Annotated in this window: 16 protein-coding genes and 1 tRNA gene; 12 read left to right on the plus strand and 5 right to left on the minus strand. The window is 65.2% G+C overall.

All coding sequences use genetic code 11. The features are described 5' to 3' along the window. The first annotated feature begins 25 nt into the window (after window positions 1-25). From C486_RS18510 to C486_RS18535, 6 genes are all read left to right on the plus strand, one after another. Window positions 26-352 (plus strand): DUF5785 family protein, encoded by a 327-nt coding sequence (locus tag C486_RS18510; RefSeq protein WP_008458948.1) that lies wholly within the window; start codon window positions 26-28, stop codon window positions 350-352. Window positions 353-416: 64 nt separating this feature from the next. Next, window positions 417-1,187, plus strand: a complete 771-nt coding sequence (locus C486_RS18515; protein ID WP_008458950.1) for a GTP cyclohydrolase III — start codon at window positions 417-419, stop codon at window positions 1,185-1,187. An 85-nt stretch (window positions 1,188-1,272) separates the two neighbouring features. After that, complete coding sequence (locus tag C486_RS18520) at window positions 1,273-1,881, plus strand: CBS domain-containing protein (protein WP_008458952.1); 609 nt, start codon at window positions 1,273-1,275, stop codon at window positions 1,879-1,881. Window positions 1,882-1,982: 101 nt separating this feature from the next. Beyond that, window positions 1,983-3,206 carry a phosphoglycerate kinase gene (locus C486_RS18525; protein WP_008458954.1) on the plus strand — a complete coding sequence of 408 codons (1,224 nt, stop codon included), beginning with the start codon at window positions 1,983-1,985 and terminating at the stop codon, window positions 3,204-3,206. Further along, window positions 3,175-3,690 (plus strand): GNAT family N-acetyltransferase, encoded by a 516-nt coding sequence (locus C486_RS18530; protein WP_008458956.1) that lies wholly within the window; start codon window positions 3,175-3,177, stop codon window positions 3,688-3,690. The genes C486_RS18525 and C486_RS18530 overlap by 32 nt, the downstream gene beginning before the upstream one ends. A gap of 12 nt (window positions 3,691-3,702) precedes the next feature. Next, a tRNA-Thr gene (locus C486_RS18535) sits at window positions 3,703-3,776 on the plus strand. 373 nt (window positions 3,777-4,149) lie between these two features. On the opposite strand, the gene C486_RS18540 is transcribed toward C486_RS18535, so the two are convergent. Further along, window positions 4,150-4,494 carry a hypothetical protein gene (locus C486_RS18540; protein ID WP_014865118.1) on the minus strand — a complete coding sequence of 115 codons (345 nt, stop codon included), beginning with the start codon at window positions 4,492-4,494 and terminating at the stop codon, window positions 4,150-4,152. A 207-nt stretch (window positions 4,495-4,701) separates the two neighbouring features. Between C486_RS18540 and C486_RS18545 the strand changes: the two genes are divergently transcribed. The 3 genes from C486_RS18545 (at window position 4,702) to C486_RS18555 (ending at window position 8,034) form a co-directional block, all read left to right on the plus strand. Next, a complete protein-coding gene (locus tag C486_RS18545) occupies window positions 4,702-5,715 on the plus strand; it encodes a HEAT repeat domain-containing protein (RefSeq protein ID WP_008458960.1) in 1,014 nt (337 codons plus the stop codon). 59 nt (window positions 5,716-5,774) lie between these two features. After that, window positions 5,775-6,971 carry an ABC transporter substrate-binding protein gene (locus C486_RS18550; RefSeq protein WP_193787484.1) on the plus strand — a complete coding sequence of 399 codons (1,197 nt, stop codon included), beginning with the start codon at window positions 5,775-5,777 and terminating at the stop codon, window positions 6,969-6,971. Between the two features lie 205 nt (window positions 6,972-7,176). Then, the gene (locus C486_RS18555; RefSeq protein WP_008458964.1) at window positions 7,177-8,034 is read left to right on the plus strand and encodes a hypothetical protein; all 858 of its coding nucleotides are present in this window, start codon (window positions 7,177-7,179) and stop codon (window positions 8,032-8,034) included. Between the two features lie 1,164 nt (window positions 8,035-9,198). Here C486_RS18555 and C486_RS21445 read toward each other — a convergent pair. Both C486_RS21445 and C486_RS18560 read right to left on the minus strand, forming a co-directional pair. Next, window positions 9,199-9,369, minus strand: coding sequence for a hypothetical protein (locus C486_RS21445; protein ID WP_014865124.1), 171 nt, complete (start codon window positions 9,367-9,369; stop codon window positions 9,199-9,201). A gap of 399 nt (window positions 9,370-9,768) precedes the next feature. Continuing rightward, window positions 9,769-10,389 carry a universal stress protein gene (locus tag C486_RS18560; protein WP_008458970.1) on the minus strand — a complete coding sequence of 207 codons (621 nt, stop codon included), beginning with the start codon at window positions 10,387-10,389 and terminating at the stop codon, window positions 9,769-9,771. 186 nt (window positions 10,390-10,575) lie between these two features. On the opposite strand from C486_RS18560, the gene C486_RS18565 reads away from it, so the two are divergent. Beyond that, window positions 10,576-12,144 (plus strand): long-chain-fatty-acid--CoA ligase, encoded by a 1,569-nt coding sequence (locus C486_RS18565; protein WP_008458972.1) that lies wholly within the window; start codon window positions 10,576-10,578, stop codon window positions 12,142-12,144. Further along, the gene (locus tag C486_RS18570; RefSeq protein WP_008458973.1) at window positions 12,144-12,944 is read left to right on the plus strand and encodes an enoyl-CoA hydratase/isomerase family protein; all 801 of its coding nucleotides are present in this window, start codon (window positions 12,144-12,146) and stop codon (window positions 12,942-12,944) included. Before C486_RS18565 ends, C486_RS18570 begins: the two co-directional genes overlap by 1 nt. A 203-nt stretch (window positions 12,945-13,147) precedes the next feature. Here the strand turns inward: C486_RS18570 and C486_RS18575 are convergent, their stop codons facing one another. Next, window positions 13,148-13,579 carry a dCTP deaminase gene (locus tag C486_RS18575; RefSeq protein WP_049910714.1) on the minus strand — a complete coding sequence of 144 codons (432 nt, stop codon included), beginning with the start codon at window positions 13,577-13,579 and terminating at the stop codon, window positions 13,148-13,150. A 155-nt stretch (window positions 13,580-13,734) separates the two neighbouring features. Between C486_RS18575 and C486_RS18580 the strand changes: the two genes are divergently transcribed. Beyond that, a complete protein-coding gene (locus C486_RS18580; RefSeq protein WP_008458977.1) occupies window positions 13,735-14,403 on the plus strand; it encodes an O-methyltransferase in 669 nt (222 codons plus the stop codon). Here the strand turns inward: C486_RS18580 and C486_RS18585 are convergent. Further along, window positions 14,388-14,846 carry a hypothetical protein gene (locus tag C486_RS18585; RefSeq protein ID WP_008458979.1) on the minus strand — a complete coding sequence of 153 codons (459 nt, stop codon included), beginning with the start codon at window positions 14,844-14,846 and terminating at the stop codon, window positions 14,388-14,390. The two genes, C486_RS18580 and C486_RS18585, sit on opposite strands and share 16 nt — an antisense overlap. Between the last annotated feature and the right edge of the window lie 91 nt (window positions 14,847-14,937).

Genomic DNA, 14,937 nt, shown 5'->3' on the forward strand with positions numbered 1-14,937 from the left:
GCGGGACCCCTACACACGTCCGGGTATGAGCAGCAACTGGCCGGTCGATCCCGACGGCGAGGAGGGCAGCGAGGGGATGCGCAAGTTCGACATGCGGATCATCGCGGACAAAGTCGACGAGGAGGAGGACTTCCCGATGGACCGCGACGAGTTCGTCGCGGAGTACGGCGACTACCCGATCCGGATCAACTACGAGACGGTCGTCCCGATGAGCGATATCTTCGAGTACGTCGAACCCGCGGAGTTCGAGACGCTGCTCGACATGCACAAGGCCGTCGGCGCTGCCATGCGTGCGGGTGACTTCTGGACGTACCACCCGAAGGGCAGCGACCCCGAGAAGAAACACGCCTGAGCGCTCCATCACGAATCTGGATTACGTATCGCTTATACGACGCCGTTCGAAATGAACGTCCACAGTGACTAACACGCAGGTAACGCTCGTTCAGATCGACAACTACGGACCCTGGACCGTGACGCCGGAACCGCGTCGGGAGGCCGACCTCCAGACCATGCAATCCCGGCTGTTCGCCGAAATCTCGCAGTTCGTCGGCAACCGCGGCGGCTACGCCTTCTTCACGCGCTTCGACAACATGATCGCGGTGACGAACGGCTGCTCGCTCGAGGACCACGCGCTGTTACAGGAGTCGATCGGCAACCGGTATCCCGTCACGCTCAGTCTCGGCGTCGCGACGGGGACCAGCCCCGTCCAGGCGCTGGCCGACGCCACGGCCCGCCTGCAGGACGCCGGCAGCGCACAGGACGAGACCCGCCGCGAGTGTCTCGAAGGGCGAGGCATCGAAGACGGCTACCGGGCCGACGACGACGTCCAGATCGCCCACTTCGACGTGGTCAACGCGACCGGCAACTACACGGACGAACTCAACGCCTTCGACACCTTCATCGAGATCGAGCAGGGGTACGCCGAACTCATGCGCCACATGCGCTACACCCACGACAGTCTCTCCTTTTTCGTCGGCGGCGACAACGTCATCGTCGTCTGTCCCGATCTCGAGGCCGCCGACTACGAGGAGGCCACTGCCCACGTCGAGGACGCCGTCGATGTCGAGATGCAGGTCGGCGTCGGTCGCGGGGCGAGCGCCCACGAGGCCGGCTTCGCGGCGAAACACGCCCTCGAGACCTGTCGGGCCGACGGCACTCGTGTCGAACTCGAGTGGGAGATGGCCTGAAAACGGTGAATTAGGGAACTTCGCTGCCGGCTTGCTTAAGTGTGACGGGAGTAGCTTTTAGCCCGTTCGTGGGCATCGTTCAGCTATGGAATCGGAACTGTCCGTCAGGGATGTCCTGACGTCCGACTACGTCGGCGTCAGCGAGTCCGACACCGTTCGTGAGGTCGTTCGACTCATGCGCGAGGAACGGACGAGTTGTGCGCTCGTCGTCCGGGGCGCGGAGCCGGTCGGCATCGTGACCGAGTGGGACGTGCTCGGACTCGTCGCCGACGACCGCGATCCGTCGACGACGACCGTCGGCGACGCGATGACGACGCCGGTCATCACGGTCGGTCCCGATCGATCGCTCACCGACGTTGCGACCACGATGGCCCGCCAGAACATCCGCAACGTCGTCGTCGAAGCCGCCGACGGCATCGTCGGTCTGGTCACCCAGCGCGACGTCATCGCCGCCGCTGGCTCGTTCCAGGCGACGATGACGCCCTCCCGCTCGAGCGAGCCGCCGGTCGATCGCGACCGCGACGCCGCCGACCCCGCAGCGGCCCGGACGACCGAAGGGGACGATACCCAACTGCTCCCCAACGGTGGCGACGAGTACACCACGCAGGGCATCTGCGAGGCCTGCGGCTCGCTCGCCGACGCACTCTGGGATGCCAACGGCCAACTCGTCTGTACGGACTGTCGGACGGTGTGATCGGCCGTCGGTCCCGTCTCGGCAGGCGTCGTGTCAGCGGCTCCCGATCCGTATCTCTCCGATAGAAAGACCTTTCGGGTGTCGCGGTGGACAGGTCGATAATGATCGCGACCCTCGACGACCTGGACGTCGAAGGGACTACCGTCGGTGTTCGCGTCGACGTCAATAGTCCGATCGACGACGATGACACGCTCGCGGACGATGCCCGACTGCGCGCACACGTCGATACCCTGTCGGAACTGCTCGAACGCGGCGGTCAGGTCGCCGTCCTCGCCCATCAAGGTCGGCCCGGCGGCGACGACTTCGTCTCGCTTGCCTCCCACGCCGACCGCCTCTCGACACTGCTCGACCAGCCCGTCGACTACGTCGATGCGACCTTCTCCGAGGCCGCCCGCGAGGCCGTCAGGGACCTCTCGAACGGCGGGTGCGTCGTCCTCGAGAACACGCGCTTCTACAGCGAGGAGTACATGGAGTTCGACCCCGAACGAGCCGCCCGAACCCACCTCGTCGAGGGGCTCGAGCCCGTCCTTGACGCCTACGTCAACGACGCCTTCGCCGCGGCCCACCGCTCACAGCCCTCCCTCGTCGGGCTCCCGTCCGTCCTCCCCAGCTACGCCGGCCGCGTGATGGAATCCGAACTCGACGTGTTGGGCTCGATCGAGGAGACCGACACCCCCCGCGTCTACGTCCTCGGCGGCGCGAAGGTCTCCGACTCGATCGACGTCGCCTGGTCCGTCCTCGAGAAGGGGCTGGCCGATCACGTCCTCACCGCGGGCGTCGTCGGCAACGTCTTTCTCATCGCCGACGGCGTCGATCTCGGCGACGCCAGTTCCGATTTCATCTACGACCAGGGCTACTGGGACGAGATCGATCGCGCCGCCGATCTGCTCGACGCGTACGGCGACCGGATCGCACTCCCGCGGGACGTCGCCGTCGCCCGGGACGACGACCGCCACGAACTCGGCGTCAACGCCTTGCCCCCCGGCGACGGCGAGGCTGCAATGGACATCGGCAACTCGACGCTTGACTACTACCGGCGGATACTCTCGGATGCGGAGACCGTCATCCTCAACGGCCCCGCCGGCGTCTTCGAGGACGAGCGCTTCCAGACGGGCACCCAGGAACTCTACGGTGTCGCGACCGATATCCCGACGAGCATCGTCGGCGGCGGCGATACGGCCGCTGCCCTGCGAACGCTCGGTGTCGAGGGCTTTTCCCACGTCAGTACCGGCGGCGGTGCTGCGTTGCGGATGCTCACCGCCGAATCGCTTCCCGCCGTGACGGCACTCGAGAATGCACCCCAACGACCCGCAGCCGACGATTGAGCTCGCGTCTCGCGACGACATCGCCCCCCTCACGGACCGCTGGGTCCGCCTCGCGCGCGATCAGCGCCAGTACGGGTCGGCGATCCGCGCCGACGCGAACCGCGAGCCCATGCGGGAGACGCTCGGGGCCTATCAGGTCAGCGACGGCCTGTTCGTCGCCCGTCTCGAGGGCTCAATCGTCGGATTCGCCACGGTCTCGGTCGAACGCGGCTCCCTCGAACTCGACGAGACCCGAGGCATGCTGTCGAATATCTACGTCGACCCCCCCTATCGGGATCGCGGCATCGGCACGGCGCTGCTCGAGGCCGCCGAGGCGTCGCTGGCCGACCGCGGCGTCGACACGATGCTGCTCGAGGTGATGGCAGCCAACGAGTCCGCCCGGCGGTTTTACCGTCACAAGGGGTACGACGCACGCCGGGTGACCATGAGCCGGTCGCTCGAGAACCGGGCGGAAAACGATACACATTCAAAGGAGGACGGCTAACCAACGGCCTGCGCCAGGGGAGCATGGGCGGTTCATGCACTCGACTTGTAATCGAGACTTCGTGGGTTCAAATCCCACCCCTGGCTTGAATCCTTAGGTTCAAAGCTTCTACCTGCAGGTATCTGCAACTCCCAACGTTCTGGAGAGAGCAGTAATTCAGCATGAGCACCGCGGCCGATGGGTCCGGCCCTTCTGCGGAGCACTCGGCGAGACCGAGGACGGCGAGTCCGTCATCGCCCAGTCGAAACACGGTGAGCGAACGGTCTGTGCCAGCTGGACCGCGGATGACGAGGGGAGTTGCGTTGTCCGACGACACGTCACAGGTTTGGGAACGCAACTGATTCACCGAACCGAATCCCTCTCGGAGCCGATCCTGACAGCCCGTCTCCCCGGCCGTAGCTGAGCGAGGAAGCGCCGGTAGCTGCAAAAAGGAGTGAATGCCCCGGGTTCGTGGCCGAATTAGACCTTCTCAACCCCGTGTTCAGACTCCCAGCCGGCTCCCTTGCCGAAATCGAGTTCGACGAACTGCTCGCCCGACGACTCGTAGATGCTGAGCACTTCCGTTTCCCACCCACGGCACGCGTGGGGCCCGGTCCGACTCCAGTCTCCGTTCGGCGGATCCTCCATCAGCTGATAGCAGTCGTCACAGTCACTACAGGGACTGTACTTGACCGTATCGCCGACGGAGAGATGGGTCGCCGAAGCGCTTCCGGCTGCCATCGCGACGCCACCGACGCTGGCGAGTCCGATACCGGTTTTTCGAAGGACGCTACGTCGATCAATACCTGAACCATTACCTGACATATCTACATCTGATACACATCGACAATAGTAATAAATCTTTACTAGAATTAGCTTTACCTTATATATATTCTCAACTTATTAAAGGTAGTAAAGTCCACGGTATAGGACCATCTCTCTCGAGTCGCCCCCTCGAAGTGGTGACGCGCCGGCGCGGAGCCACCGGATTGAAACGACCGGTCATCGAACGGTCACATACTGACAGCGCCGATGACAGACTCCGACCAGCCGCCACCACCGGACCGCTTGCCCGCTCTGCTCGACGACGAAGACCACAACAAGGTGCTTGCGGGCCTCGAGCGGATCGACGCGGCAGACGCTGAGGCTCGCAAGCGAGCGTTGCGGGCGGTTCGGACGGATGCCGAAGAGCGTCCAGGCGCGTTCGACGGACTCGCTGCCCCGCTCGCGACGTTCCTTATCGATGATGACCGCGCGGTCAGATTGACCTGCGCCAAACTGTTCGTCGCCCTCGCAGCGTCGGACCCGAGTGTCGCCCTGGCTGCTATCGATCCGCTTGCGGAGCGACTGGCGGACGACGAGGAGTTTTACTATGTCCGAGCACGGTGTGCCGAAGCACTCGGCTACGTCGCGCTCGAGTTCCCCGCGGCGGTCAGCGACCCGGAGATACTGGCGGACCTTCGCATCGGACTGTCGTTCGACGACCCGGCAGTGAAAACGAAACTCGCGAAGGCGCTGGCGTGCGTGGCGCTCGGAGACTCGAGTCGGCTCCGCCATCGGGTCCCGTCGCTGGCCAAGCAGCTCGATGACGACACTGAACTCGTCCGGTATCATCTCTGTACGGCGCTTGTCGCGGTCGGGTGTGAGCATCCTGAGCGGATGTCCGAAGCGGCGAGTGATCTGCGAGAGCGATTGGACGACGAAAGCCCCTACGTCAGGGGCCGAGCAGCGGAAGGCCTCGCGTTGAGCAGACGGTCGGACGCATCGAGTGAGCCGAGCCTCGACCTCGGCAGGGTCGTCTCCGAGGATGACGATCCGCCGGCGTTCCTCACCGACCGTGTGCGGTTCCTCCGAGCGTCGCTGGCGGACGACGAGGAGTCCGAGGGGACACGAACCGGTCTCGGGACTGTCGAGTCGATCCGGGATGGGCTGGACGACGTCGTCGAGGCGATCACGTCGCCCGACGGTGCCGAATGTCAGCACTGCGGGCTCGATTTGCCCGAGGGCGGTCCGCCGATGTGTCCGCGCTGTGGCGCGCCACACTGACTGATTTCGGCTGGCCGACTATTCGGAATCGTTTTGTGGTTTTAGGCTAGCCTAAACACATGGAGAACGACGCCACTGAGCACGAGGCACCGACGCGACGTGAGTACGTGAAGTACGGCGGCACAGTCGTTGGCGGAGGGTTGCTTGCGGGGTGTGCGGGTCTGTCCGACTCCGATTCGACGCCGGAGGGTGGGAGTTATTCCGTGACGATGGCACCCATGGGTGAGGTTACGTTCGACGAAATCCCACAGGACATCTTCACGATACTGGGCCATCACGCGGACATGTTGCTAGCACTCGGGCGGGGCGATGACATCAACGCGATGCACGCCCCTGAATATCACCAGTCGCTGTACCGGAAATTCCTGCAGCGCCTCGACGGGGTTTCGGTCGACTGGGAGGGACTGTACTCCTCGTGGCCGCCGACGGAGGAGAAGCTGTACGAACTGGACAGCGACGTTCATATCGCCGACCCTGCGAAGATCGCGACGGCCAGTGGATGGGATGACAGCGACATCAGCAAGATCGATGAAAACGTCGGACCGTGGTTCGGGAACACCCTCAGCGGGACCCATCGGGAACCGCCGGCGGGCTGGGCCGACGACTACGAATACTACACGTTGTGGGATATTTTCGGCAAGCTCGCGCAGGTGTTTCAGGAGACCGACCGGTACGAAGCGCTCGCCTCGGTCCACGAGTCGATGCTGGCGACTATCGAATCGAACCTTCCGCCGGAGAGCGACCGGCCGAGCGCGGCGCTGGTCACGTTCTCGTCGGACGAAAAGAAGGCGTGGGGCTACAAAATGAACTACCCAGGCTACTACGCCGCACACACTCGGCCGATGGGCGTCACCGACGCGCTGGCCGACGCCACTGGGGACGGGTACGGCGAGGACGGCCGGAACGTCACGCTCGACTCCGAACTCCTCCTCGAAGCGGACCCGGACGTGTTGCTCGTCCTCGGTCCGATGACGGCGTACTACGACCTCGACGAGATCCGGACGAATCTGGAGGACGACGCCGCCACAAGCGATCTCACGGCCGTGGACGAAGGCACCGTCTACGCACAGGGGGCGCGTCGACAGGGACCGATCCTCAACCTCTTCCAGACGGAAATGACCGCAAAGCAGTTGTATCCCGACCAGTTCGGCGAGTGGCCCGGCTACGTCGACGGCGAACCGTACCCGGAGATCCCCGAGGACGAACGGTTGTTCGATCGTCAGCGAGTCGCGAACATCATCACCGGTGACATCTGAGCGACGATCGTCGACTGTCCGAGGTCACCCCACGCCGGTCGGGAGACCGATCGTCGACCCAGCGATAGTACACCTGACACGGTTCGCGCGCTGAGCGCACAGCGGTCGTGCGATCAGCGCTGCAGTGACGTCCAGTGGCTCCGATAGCTCAAACGACTGTTTGACCGTGCCCAAATCATATATCACGTGTCCGAGAGTGTTCGATATGGATCGGCGGACACTCCTCGTGGCGGGCGGGGTCTCCTTTACCACCCTTGCGGGTGGCTGTCTCAGCGACTCGAGCACCCCGAATCGGAGCACCGACGACCCCGACAACGGAACTGAGAGACCGCACTCGTCGTCTCCGGATGCCGGGATTTCGGTGACCGATATCGTCGTGCGAAAGGCCGTCACGTACGAATCTATGATGGGGTCGGGTGGTGTCTATGCCGAAGACGGGACACAGTATCTCGTCGCCTCGGTGCAGGCCGATGAAGATCTCCAGGCATCGGACTTCACGTTCGAGACGGCTGGGGAGTCCTGGGCACCGGGACTTCCCGAGGGGAGGGGCGGGACGAACTTCGCGGTTGCGGGCCACGGGGGCGGATCGGTCGGTCGACACAGCGGTGGCGAAGGCTCGTATCTCGCGTTCACGGTCCCGGCACCGCTCTCGGCATCGAACCCACGTATTCGATACGCGGACGCCGACACCACGTGGCCGCTTACCGCAGCAGGCCGGGAGCGGTTAGCTGCGCCCGCTCCCAGTTTCGAACTGCTGTCGCTGACCGTCGCGGAGACGGTGTCCCGGGGAGAGCCGCTTCCGGTGTCGCTGACCGTGACGAACACCTCGGAAACCGACGGCCGGTTTCTCGCAGCCCTGTATTGGCCGACGAAACGCATCGCGGACGACGACGAAGCGACAATCCTCGAGCGCGAGGTGTCCGCCGCCGACGACGCGACGTTCTCCCTCGACCTCGATACGGAGTACACGACCGAGACACCGGACTCGGTGCCGCTGTCGATTCGGGGGTATGTTACCGCCGACCGGGAGGTCGCGGTTCGCGAGCGGTCCGCACAGAACTAAGCTCGTCGGCTGTACCTGTCGTCCAACCGACCGTCAACTCGCGTCCATCGAGACCGCGGCGCGCTCGAGGTCGCGTCAACGCGTCGGACGGGAGCCGGGTATCGGCTCGCCGCGTGGGCCCCTGATACGCATGTGCGGCGATTGGCCGAGGCCGAGCCACCGCCCCGTCGGGCGCTGTCTCACTGAGTGGCCGCCGACCCGGCCGGTATCGGGGTGACGAACTGCGTCCGATCTCGTTAGGGAACGGACTGTTCGAAACAGCTACATGACTCCGGGACGTATCCGACGGTAGGACGTTCGTCCCGCCCCCGGCGGAATAAAAGGCACCCCGTAGCGGTTGCCGCCGAAAGCGACTGGCAATACGCACACGACCGAGCCCGGGACGGCCGAGGACACGGCTGTCGTGGGTGATGTCCGAGCCAAAGCCGGTCGCTGACAGGTGGTTTCCGCCGGTGTGTCACGAGACGAAGCCCCCTGGGGGCTACGCGCGATCTCGAGGCCTGGCGACGAAGCCCTGCGCTTAAGCCGGTCGAAGAGGTCGCGCGGATGCGTTCGAACGCGGACCCCCGTCTGCTCAAGGGTGCCGGTATCGACTTCTCCGTCCGAACGGGCCGATTCCCGGACGCCGATCGCTCGCACGAGCAGCACCGAGACCGATTCACTCGCGAGCGTGCGTGTCGGTCCTCGCTCTCCGAAGCGACGCCGACACGCGATGTCGCTGGAGACTCCACTCCGCCGGCCGGACGGCCAGCCACAGCTACCGGCCGTCGGTCGCCCGGTTTGTCCAGCCACAGTTGAGACACGGACTGAGCCGGAGCGGTTCGCCACACCGCTGACAGTGGCCGTTCGGATACTGTCTCCCGGTCTCATCCCCGTTAGTCATTCGAACACTCCATGCGCTGCTATCGGAGCTGATACATATAAAATATCGGTCCAGAACGCCTCATTTAGGCGTTCGGCTGGGTCGGTATTTCGACAGCGGCCGGTCGATGATTCACCGATCGGACGGATGGTGACAGCGCGACGGACTCGAGGTCGGGGACGAGAGGTCGTCGGCAGCAGCCGGAACGAGTAAGACTGCTCCCGAATGCGCGAGAAGCCGCCGGCTCGAGGCTGAGTAGATGGTCGCCGACAAGCGAGGCGAACGCGGATCGGCCGAGCCCTTCACCAGAACCCGAGCAGGTTCCCCGTGACGACGACGGCGAACAGCAGCAACGCGAGCGCCACGAGCACGACCGACTCGGGCGAACCGGACGAGTGGAAAACGCGCGTGAGTCGTCTCGGTCCCATCCTCTCCCCGCTGACGATCAATCGCTCACCCTCCTTGCTTGCCATGCGATATCATGGGTTGTCTTTCACTAAAAGTTGTTTGTAGCGCGCCTGTCATTCCGGACTGAGCACCGGACGAGGTGACTATCAGGACACACCAAATCGCACTGTCAGCGGAGTCGAACGAGGGATTCGTATCGAGCGTCGATGGATGCGGGTAGTCTCGATGTGGGCAGTTTTATCATCGTGCACCGCTCCCGTGTAACTGTCCGCGGGGTCCCTCGAAACCACCACCTACCGCCCCCGTGGGCGACGCTTTCCGGGGAGTGGACGGCGTGTTCTCCGTGACCGACGACGCGACGGACCGTCGGGGCTCGACGCCTCCGAACCGGGGTGTACCGATCGATATCGAAGCCACGACACGGTGACGATCCGTTTGGGTGATCACTCGAGCGCCGGCGGCCCCTATTCGGTTTCCGGCCCCTTCGCAACGCGGGCCTCGCTCGTCAGGGCGTCGACGTGGGCGTGGAGCGATCCCGAATCGGTCTCGAGCGGGACGATCCAGGAGGCACTGGTCCGATGTGGCGTCTCGCGAACGGTCACGTCGTCGTACCCCTCCCGTTCCGCCGTCGTTCGGGCGATCCGTGCGGCCTCGTCCGCGTCTTGGATCCGGATTTCGTCGTTCAGACGAACGGTTACGACCGGCACGTCCGCCATCCGGACGATCCGTTCGGTGACACTCCCGACCAGGACCCGATCGAGACCGGTCCGACCCTGGGTCCCCATGACGATCATGTCGATGTCGTGGTCGGCGGTGTACTCGAGGATCTCCTCGTGGGGGACGCCCCGTTCGACGGCCGCCACAGCGTCGACCCCTTCCCGCGTCGCTTCGGCCGCGACGCGCTCGACTGCCCGCTCGGCGGCCGGAATCGCTTCGTCGGTCTGCAGCGTGCCGAGTGGTCCCTCCGGAACGATCGACAGCGCGTGGACCGTCGCGTCGAAGCGATCCGCGATCGTCAACCCGTGCGTGATCGACCGACGAGTGCCGTCGCTCCCGTCCGTTGGAACGAGGATGTCCTGATACATGCTACGGCGGAACTAGGTGGCACGGTCGTAAATACCCTCGAGTCGGAGCCGAGCCGTTGCAAGCGGTGCCATCACTCTGTGAGGTCGAGACGCTATCGGACCGATTATCGCTGGAAGGGAAAGTGGCCGTGTTCTCCGAACGATGTAAATCTTTTTTACGTCACGCGAAAACGTGTGACACGGACTATGACAAATCTTGTCACTCACGTCGCGGACGCCGTCGCGGAACACGGCGACAACACCGCGATCGGGTTCCAGGGGGCCGAGACGAGTTACGAGGAGTTCTGGGGGCAAACCGGGGCCTTCGCGACCGCGCTTGAGGAACGGGGGCTCGGCCAGGACGACCGGGTCGCGCTCTATCTGCCGAACGTGCCGCCCTTCCTGATCGCGTTCCACGGGACGCTTCGGGCCGGTGGGGTCGTCGTCCCGATGAACCCCCAGTACAAGGCCCGTGAGATCGGCCACCTACTGGAGGACAGCGGGGCGAACGTCGTCGTCGCACTAGCCGATCTCGTCCCGTTCGTGACGGCGGTACAAGACGAGACGAGCGTCGACCACATCGTGAGCGTCGGCGGCGACGCCGAGGGTGCGAGCACGCTCGCGGAGTTCCTCGAGCCCGGGGAGCCGGAGATCGCCGAGCGTGCTGACGACGAGGACGCGGTCCAGCCGTATACGTCGGGGACGACCGGTCAACCGAAGGGGGTCCAGCTCACGCACGGCAACCTCGCGTCGAACGCGAACGCGGCGTCGGAACTCGTTCCGGGCGGCATCCGACCGGACGACAAACAGCTGGGGGCCCTCCCGCTGTTCCACATCTACGGGATGACCGTCGTGATGAACACGGCGCTGTTCAACGGTGCCGCGTACTACCCGCTGCCCGAATGGGACGCCCAGGAGGCCGTGTCGCTGATCGAGGACGAGGAACTGACGATCATGCACGGGGTCCCGGCCATGTACAACGACGTCATCAATCAGCCGAACGCCGAGACGTTCGACCTGTCGTCGGTACGGCTCTGTGGCGTCGGCGGCTCGGGCATTCCGGTCGAGGTGCTACGCCAGTTCGAGGCCCTCTACGAACCGACGATCTACGAGGGGTACGGGCTCACGGAGACCAGTCCGATCACGCACTTCAACAGCCCGATCGAGGGTCGCCGCGTCGGCAGCATCGGGAAGCCCGTTCCCGATGTCGACTCGAGGGTCGTCGACGACGACTTCGGTGCGGTTCCACCGGTCGATGAGGGCCCGATCGACGAGGACGAAGCCGACCTCCACGAGATCACCGGCGAGATCGTCGTCGCCGGGCCGAACGTGATGAAAGGCTACTACGGCCTGCCCGACGCCAACGAGGCGGCGTTCACCGAGGCGGACGGGCGACGCTGGTTCCACACCGGCGACATCGGCTACCACGACGAGGACGGCTTCTTCTACGTCGTCGATCGCGAGAAACACATGATCGTCACGGGCGGGTACAACGTCTATCCGCGCGAGGTCGAGGAATTACTCTTCGAGCACGAGGACGTCGCTGACGCCGCCGTCGTCGGGATTCCGGACGACCGCCGCGGCGAGACCGTCAAGGCCTTTATCGTCCGTACGCCCGACGGCGATGTCACGGCAAAAGAGATCACCGACTACTGCCTGACCAACCTCGCGGAGTACAAACACCCGCGTGAGGTTGACTTCGTCGACGAACTCCCCCGGACGACGACCGGGAAGGTCCAGAAGTTCAAACTCCGCGAGCAGGAGGGGGACGCATAATGGCGCTCGGCGACGACGTCCTCCTCGAGATCGATTCCGAGGGGGGTGCGACGATCACGCTCAACCAGCCCGAGCGGCGCAACGCGCTCTCGACAGATATCAGCGACGGCATCTCGGCGGCGCTCGCGGAAATTGAAGCGAGCGACGCCCGCTGTGTCGTTCTCGAGGGGGCGGGCGGCGCGTTCTCGGCCGGCGGCGATATCGAATCGATGGTCGAGGGCATCGAAAACGACGTCCCCGCCGACGAGCGGGTCCGCGCACTCCAGCGGTCGACGAACGATCTGATACGGACGCTGATCGACTTCCCGGTGCCGACGGTCGCGTTGATCGACGGCCCCGCGGTGGGGGCCGGCGCGAACCTCGCGCTGGCCTGTGACATGCAACTCGCCAGCGAGGACGCCGTCTTCGGCTTCGTCTTCCGGCAGGTCGGCCTGAGCGTCGACGCGGGGACCTCCTATCTGCTCCCCCGGGTCGTCGGGGAGAACGTCGCGAAGGAACTCGTCCTCACCGGCGATATCGTCGACGCCGACCGGGCGAAGGAACTCGGCCTCGTCAACCACGTCTACGGACGCGACGAACTCGAGGACCGGGTCGACGAGTTCGTCGACACGATCGTCTCCGGCCCGCCGATCGCGCTTCGCCACGCCAACCGACTCATCGGCGAGGGCCTGGAGAAATCCCTCGAGCAAGCCCTGACCGACGAGGCGACGGCACAGGGCATCGTCTTCGAGACCGCCGACCACGAGGAGGGCGTCGACGCCTTCTTCGAGGACCGCGAGCCCGAGTACAAGGGCCGGTAATCGACCGCGTTCCTGTCGATGGTTCGGTTCTCCCGTGTCGCGTGGTCGTGGGCAGCGAACGATTGCTCTTGACCGTCCTGCCGCTCGGTCTCACGGGCTCGATCGGTCTCCTGCTTCGTTGTGCCGTCGAACACATCGCCTTCGGTCGGCCTGAAACGAGTCCCGAGAGGGTGACCGGCCTAGTCGACCTGCCGGGACTCGGTTCAGATCGGGACCACCGTCGACACCCGCGCGTTCTCCTTGAGTTTGAGTCCGCCGTCGGTCACCGACAGCGGGATCAACGGCAGGTGGTCTCGGACCTGCATCGAGGGATGCGAGCCGCCGCGAGCCAGCAGTTCGTTGCGCGGCTGGAGGTGGACCGGCTCCGTGAGGTCGGTCAGGAACTCGTTGTGTTGGATGACGTACTGACCGCCCTCGAGGTGCCACCAGCCGAACTCGTCGTGGGGTGACTCGAGTTCCGTCGGGACGGGCTCGAGGTCGGCGTCCGTGAGTTCGTCGCCGCCGAAGTCGAGACGGCCGGAGGCGGCCACCTCGTAGACGGCGCTGACCGTCAGATCGACGCCATGGTCCGTGACCTGTACCGGTTCGTACACCAGGTTGTCGATCGACTCGGCGAGGGGTTGGTCGGTGGACATCTCGAGCGAGATGACGGCTCCGAGCGTGAAAATAGTACTGTCGGTGAGGGGCCGACGGCACTCGGTCACCGAGCCGCCGACGAGCCGCTCCCGATCGGGACCGCCGGCGCGTCGGACACCCCGAACCCTATGTGCTGGCGACCGTAGCCTCGAGTATGACCGACGTTCTCGCAGACGGGATCGCTCGCTTCGTTCGCGCGGTCGGCCCGGACCCCGACGAGACGCTGAGCGAGATGGACGAGTACGCCGCCGCCGCGGGATTCCCCCACGTCGGCCCCGAGGTCGGGGCCTTCCTTCGCTTCGTCGCCCGCCTGAACGACGCCGAGCGCGTCTTCGAGTTCGGGTCGGGCTATGGCTACTCGGCCTACTGGTTCGCCGATGCGCTCCCCGACGACGGCGAGCTCGTCCTCACGGAGGTCGACGACGACGAGCTCGAACTCGCTCGCGAGTACATGACCGCGGGCGGCTACGACGACATCGCGCGGTACGAACTCGGCGACGCGATGGCGACGATCGACCGCTACGACGGCCCGTTCGACGTCGTGCTGATCGACCATCAGAAGAGTTCCTACGCCGACGCGTTCGAGGCCGTTCGGTCGGACGTGCCCGTTGGCGGCGTCGTCGTCGCCGACAACGCGATCACGGCCGGCGCCATCGAGTTCGATGCCCTCCTCGAGTGGGCCGAGGGCGGCACCCCGACGGACACCACCGAACACACGCAGGGCATCATCGACTACCTCGAGACGGTACGGGCCGATCCGGCCTTCGAGACGATCGTCGTGCCGCTGGGCGAGGGCATCGCGGTGAGTTATCGCGTCGAGTAGTCGGTCGTCTCACCGTCGAACACCTGTTCGTCGAGTTCCTCGGCCGGCGTCGAGGCCCCGTACTCCCGGAAGCCGAGGAAAATCGTCGTCCCGGCGGCGGCAAGCAGCGTCGCCCACGTGATCGCAGCGAGTCCGATGACCGTCACCCGCGCGGGCCCCGGCACGCTCGAGCCGACGGTCTCGAGGCCGATGGCATGAGCGCCGGAGACTCCGAGAAACGAGAGCCACAGTCCCAACGCGGTGGCCGCGAGGCGTTTCCGCGTGACCGCGCGAGCGTAGCGAGCGAGACACGCGACGCCACCGACGGCGACTCCCGTCGCTCCGATGGTGAGAGCGACGTGGTCGACGGCGACGGTCGCGACGCCGGCGACGGCGAAACAGCCGAGCGCGGCAGCCAACGAGGATCGGTCCGAGCCGTGTCTTGTCGAGATCACGTCGTGCACCGCTTTGCCGGGTTGAGTCGGTGGGCGAATATATAGCTGTTGGCTGACTGCGGGCCGCTCGCATCGCCCGCTCGAGTCGGGGCTCGAACCC

Source organism: Natrinema gari JCM 14663 (assembly GCF_000337175.1).
Taxonomy (GTDB): domain Archaea; phylum Halobacteriota; class Halobacteria; order Halobacteriales; family Natrialbaceae; genus Natrinema; species Natrinema gari.

Bases quoted from the DNA above. Each gene is read 5' to 3' on its own strand.
- C486_RS18510 (WP_008458948.1), top strand. From the start codon at position 26: ATGAGCAGCAACTGGCCGGTCGATCCCGACGGCGAGGAGGGCAGCGAG.
- C486_RS18520 (WP_008458952.1), top strand. From the start codon at position 1,273: ATGGAATCGGAACTGTCCGTCAGGGATGTCCTGACGTCCGACTACGTC.
- C486_RS18525 (WP_008458954.1), top strand. From the start codon at position 1,983: ATGATCGCGACCCTCGACGACCTGGACGTCGAAGGGACTACCGTCGGT.
- C486_RS18530 (WP_008458956.1), top strand. From the start codon at position 3,175: ATGCACCCCAACGACCCGCAGCCGACGATTGAGCTCGCGTCTCGCGAC.
- C486_RS18540 (WP_014865118.1), bottom strand. From the start codon at position 4,494: ATGTCAGGTAATGGTTCAGGTATTGATCGACGTAGCGTCCTTCGAAAA.
- C486_RS18545 (WP_008458960.1), top strand. From the start codon at position 4,702: ATGACAGACTCCGACCAGCCGCCACCACCGGACCGCTTGCCCGCTCTG.
- C486_RS18550 (WP_193787484.1), top strand. From the start codon at position 5,775: ATGGAGAACGACGCCACTGAGCACGAGGCACCGACGCGACGTGAGTAC.
- C486_RS18555 (WP_008458964.1), top strand. From the start codon at position 7,177: ATGGATCGGCGGACACTCCTCGTGGCGGGCGGGGTCTCCTTTACCACC.
- C486_RS21445 (WP_014865124.1), bottom strand. From the start codon at position 9,369: ATGGCAAGCAAGGAGGGTGAGCGATTGATCGTCAGCGGGGAGAGGATG.
- C486_RS18560 (WP_008458970.1), bottom strand. From the start codon at position 10,389: ATGTATCAGGACATCCTCGTTCCAACGGACGGGAGCGACGGCACTCGT.
- C486_RS18565 (WP_008458972.1), top strand. From the start codon at position 10,576: ATGACAAATCTTGTCACTCACGTCGCGGACGCCGTCGCGGAACACGGC.
- C486_RS18570 (WP_008458973.1), top strand. From the start codon at position 12,144: ATGGCGCTCGGCGACGACGTCCTCCTCGAGATCGATTCCGAGGGGGGT.
- C486_RS18575 (WP_049910714.1), bottom strand. From the start codon at position 13,579: ATGTCCACCGACCAACCCCTCGCCGAGTCGATCGACAACCTGGTGTAC.
- C486_RS18580 (WP_008458977.1), top strand. From the start codon at position 13,735: ATGACCGACGTTCTCGCAGACGGGATCGCTCGCTTCGTTCGCGCGGTC.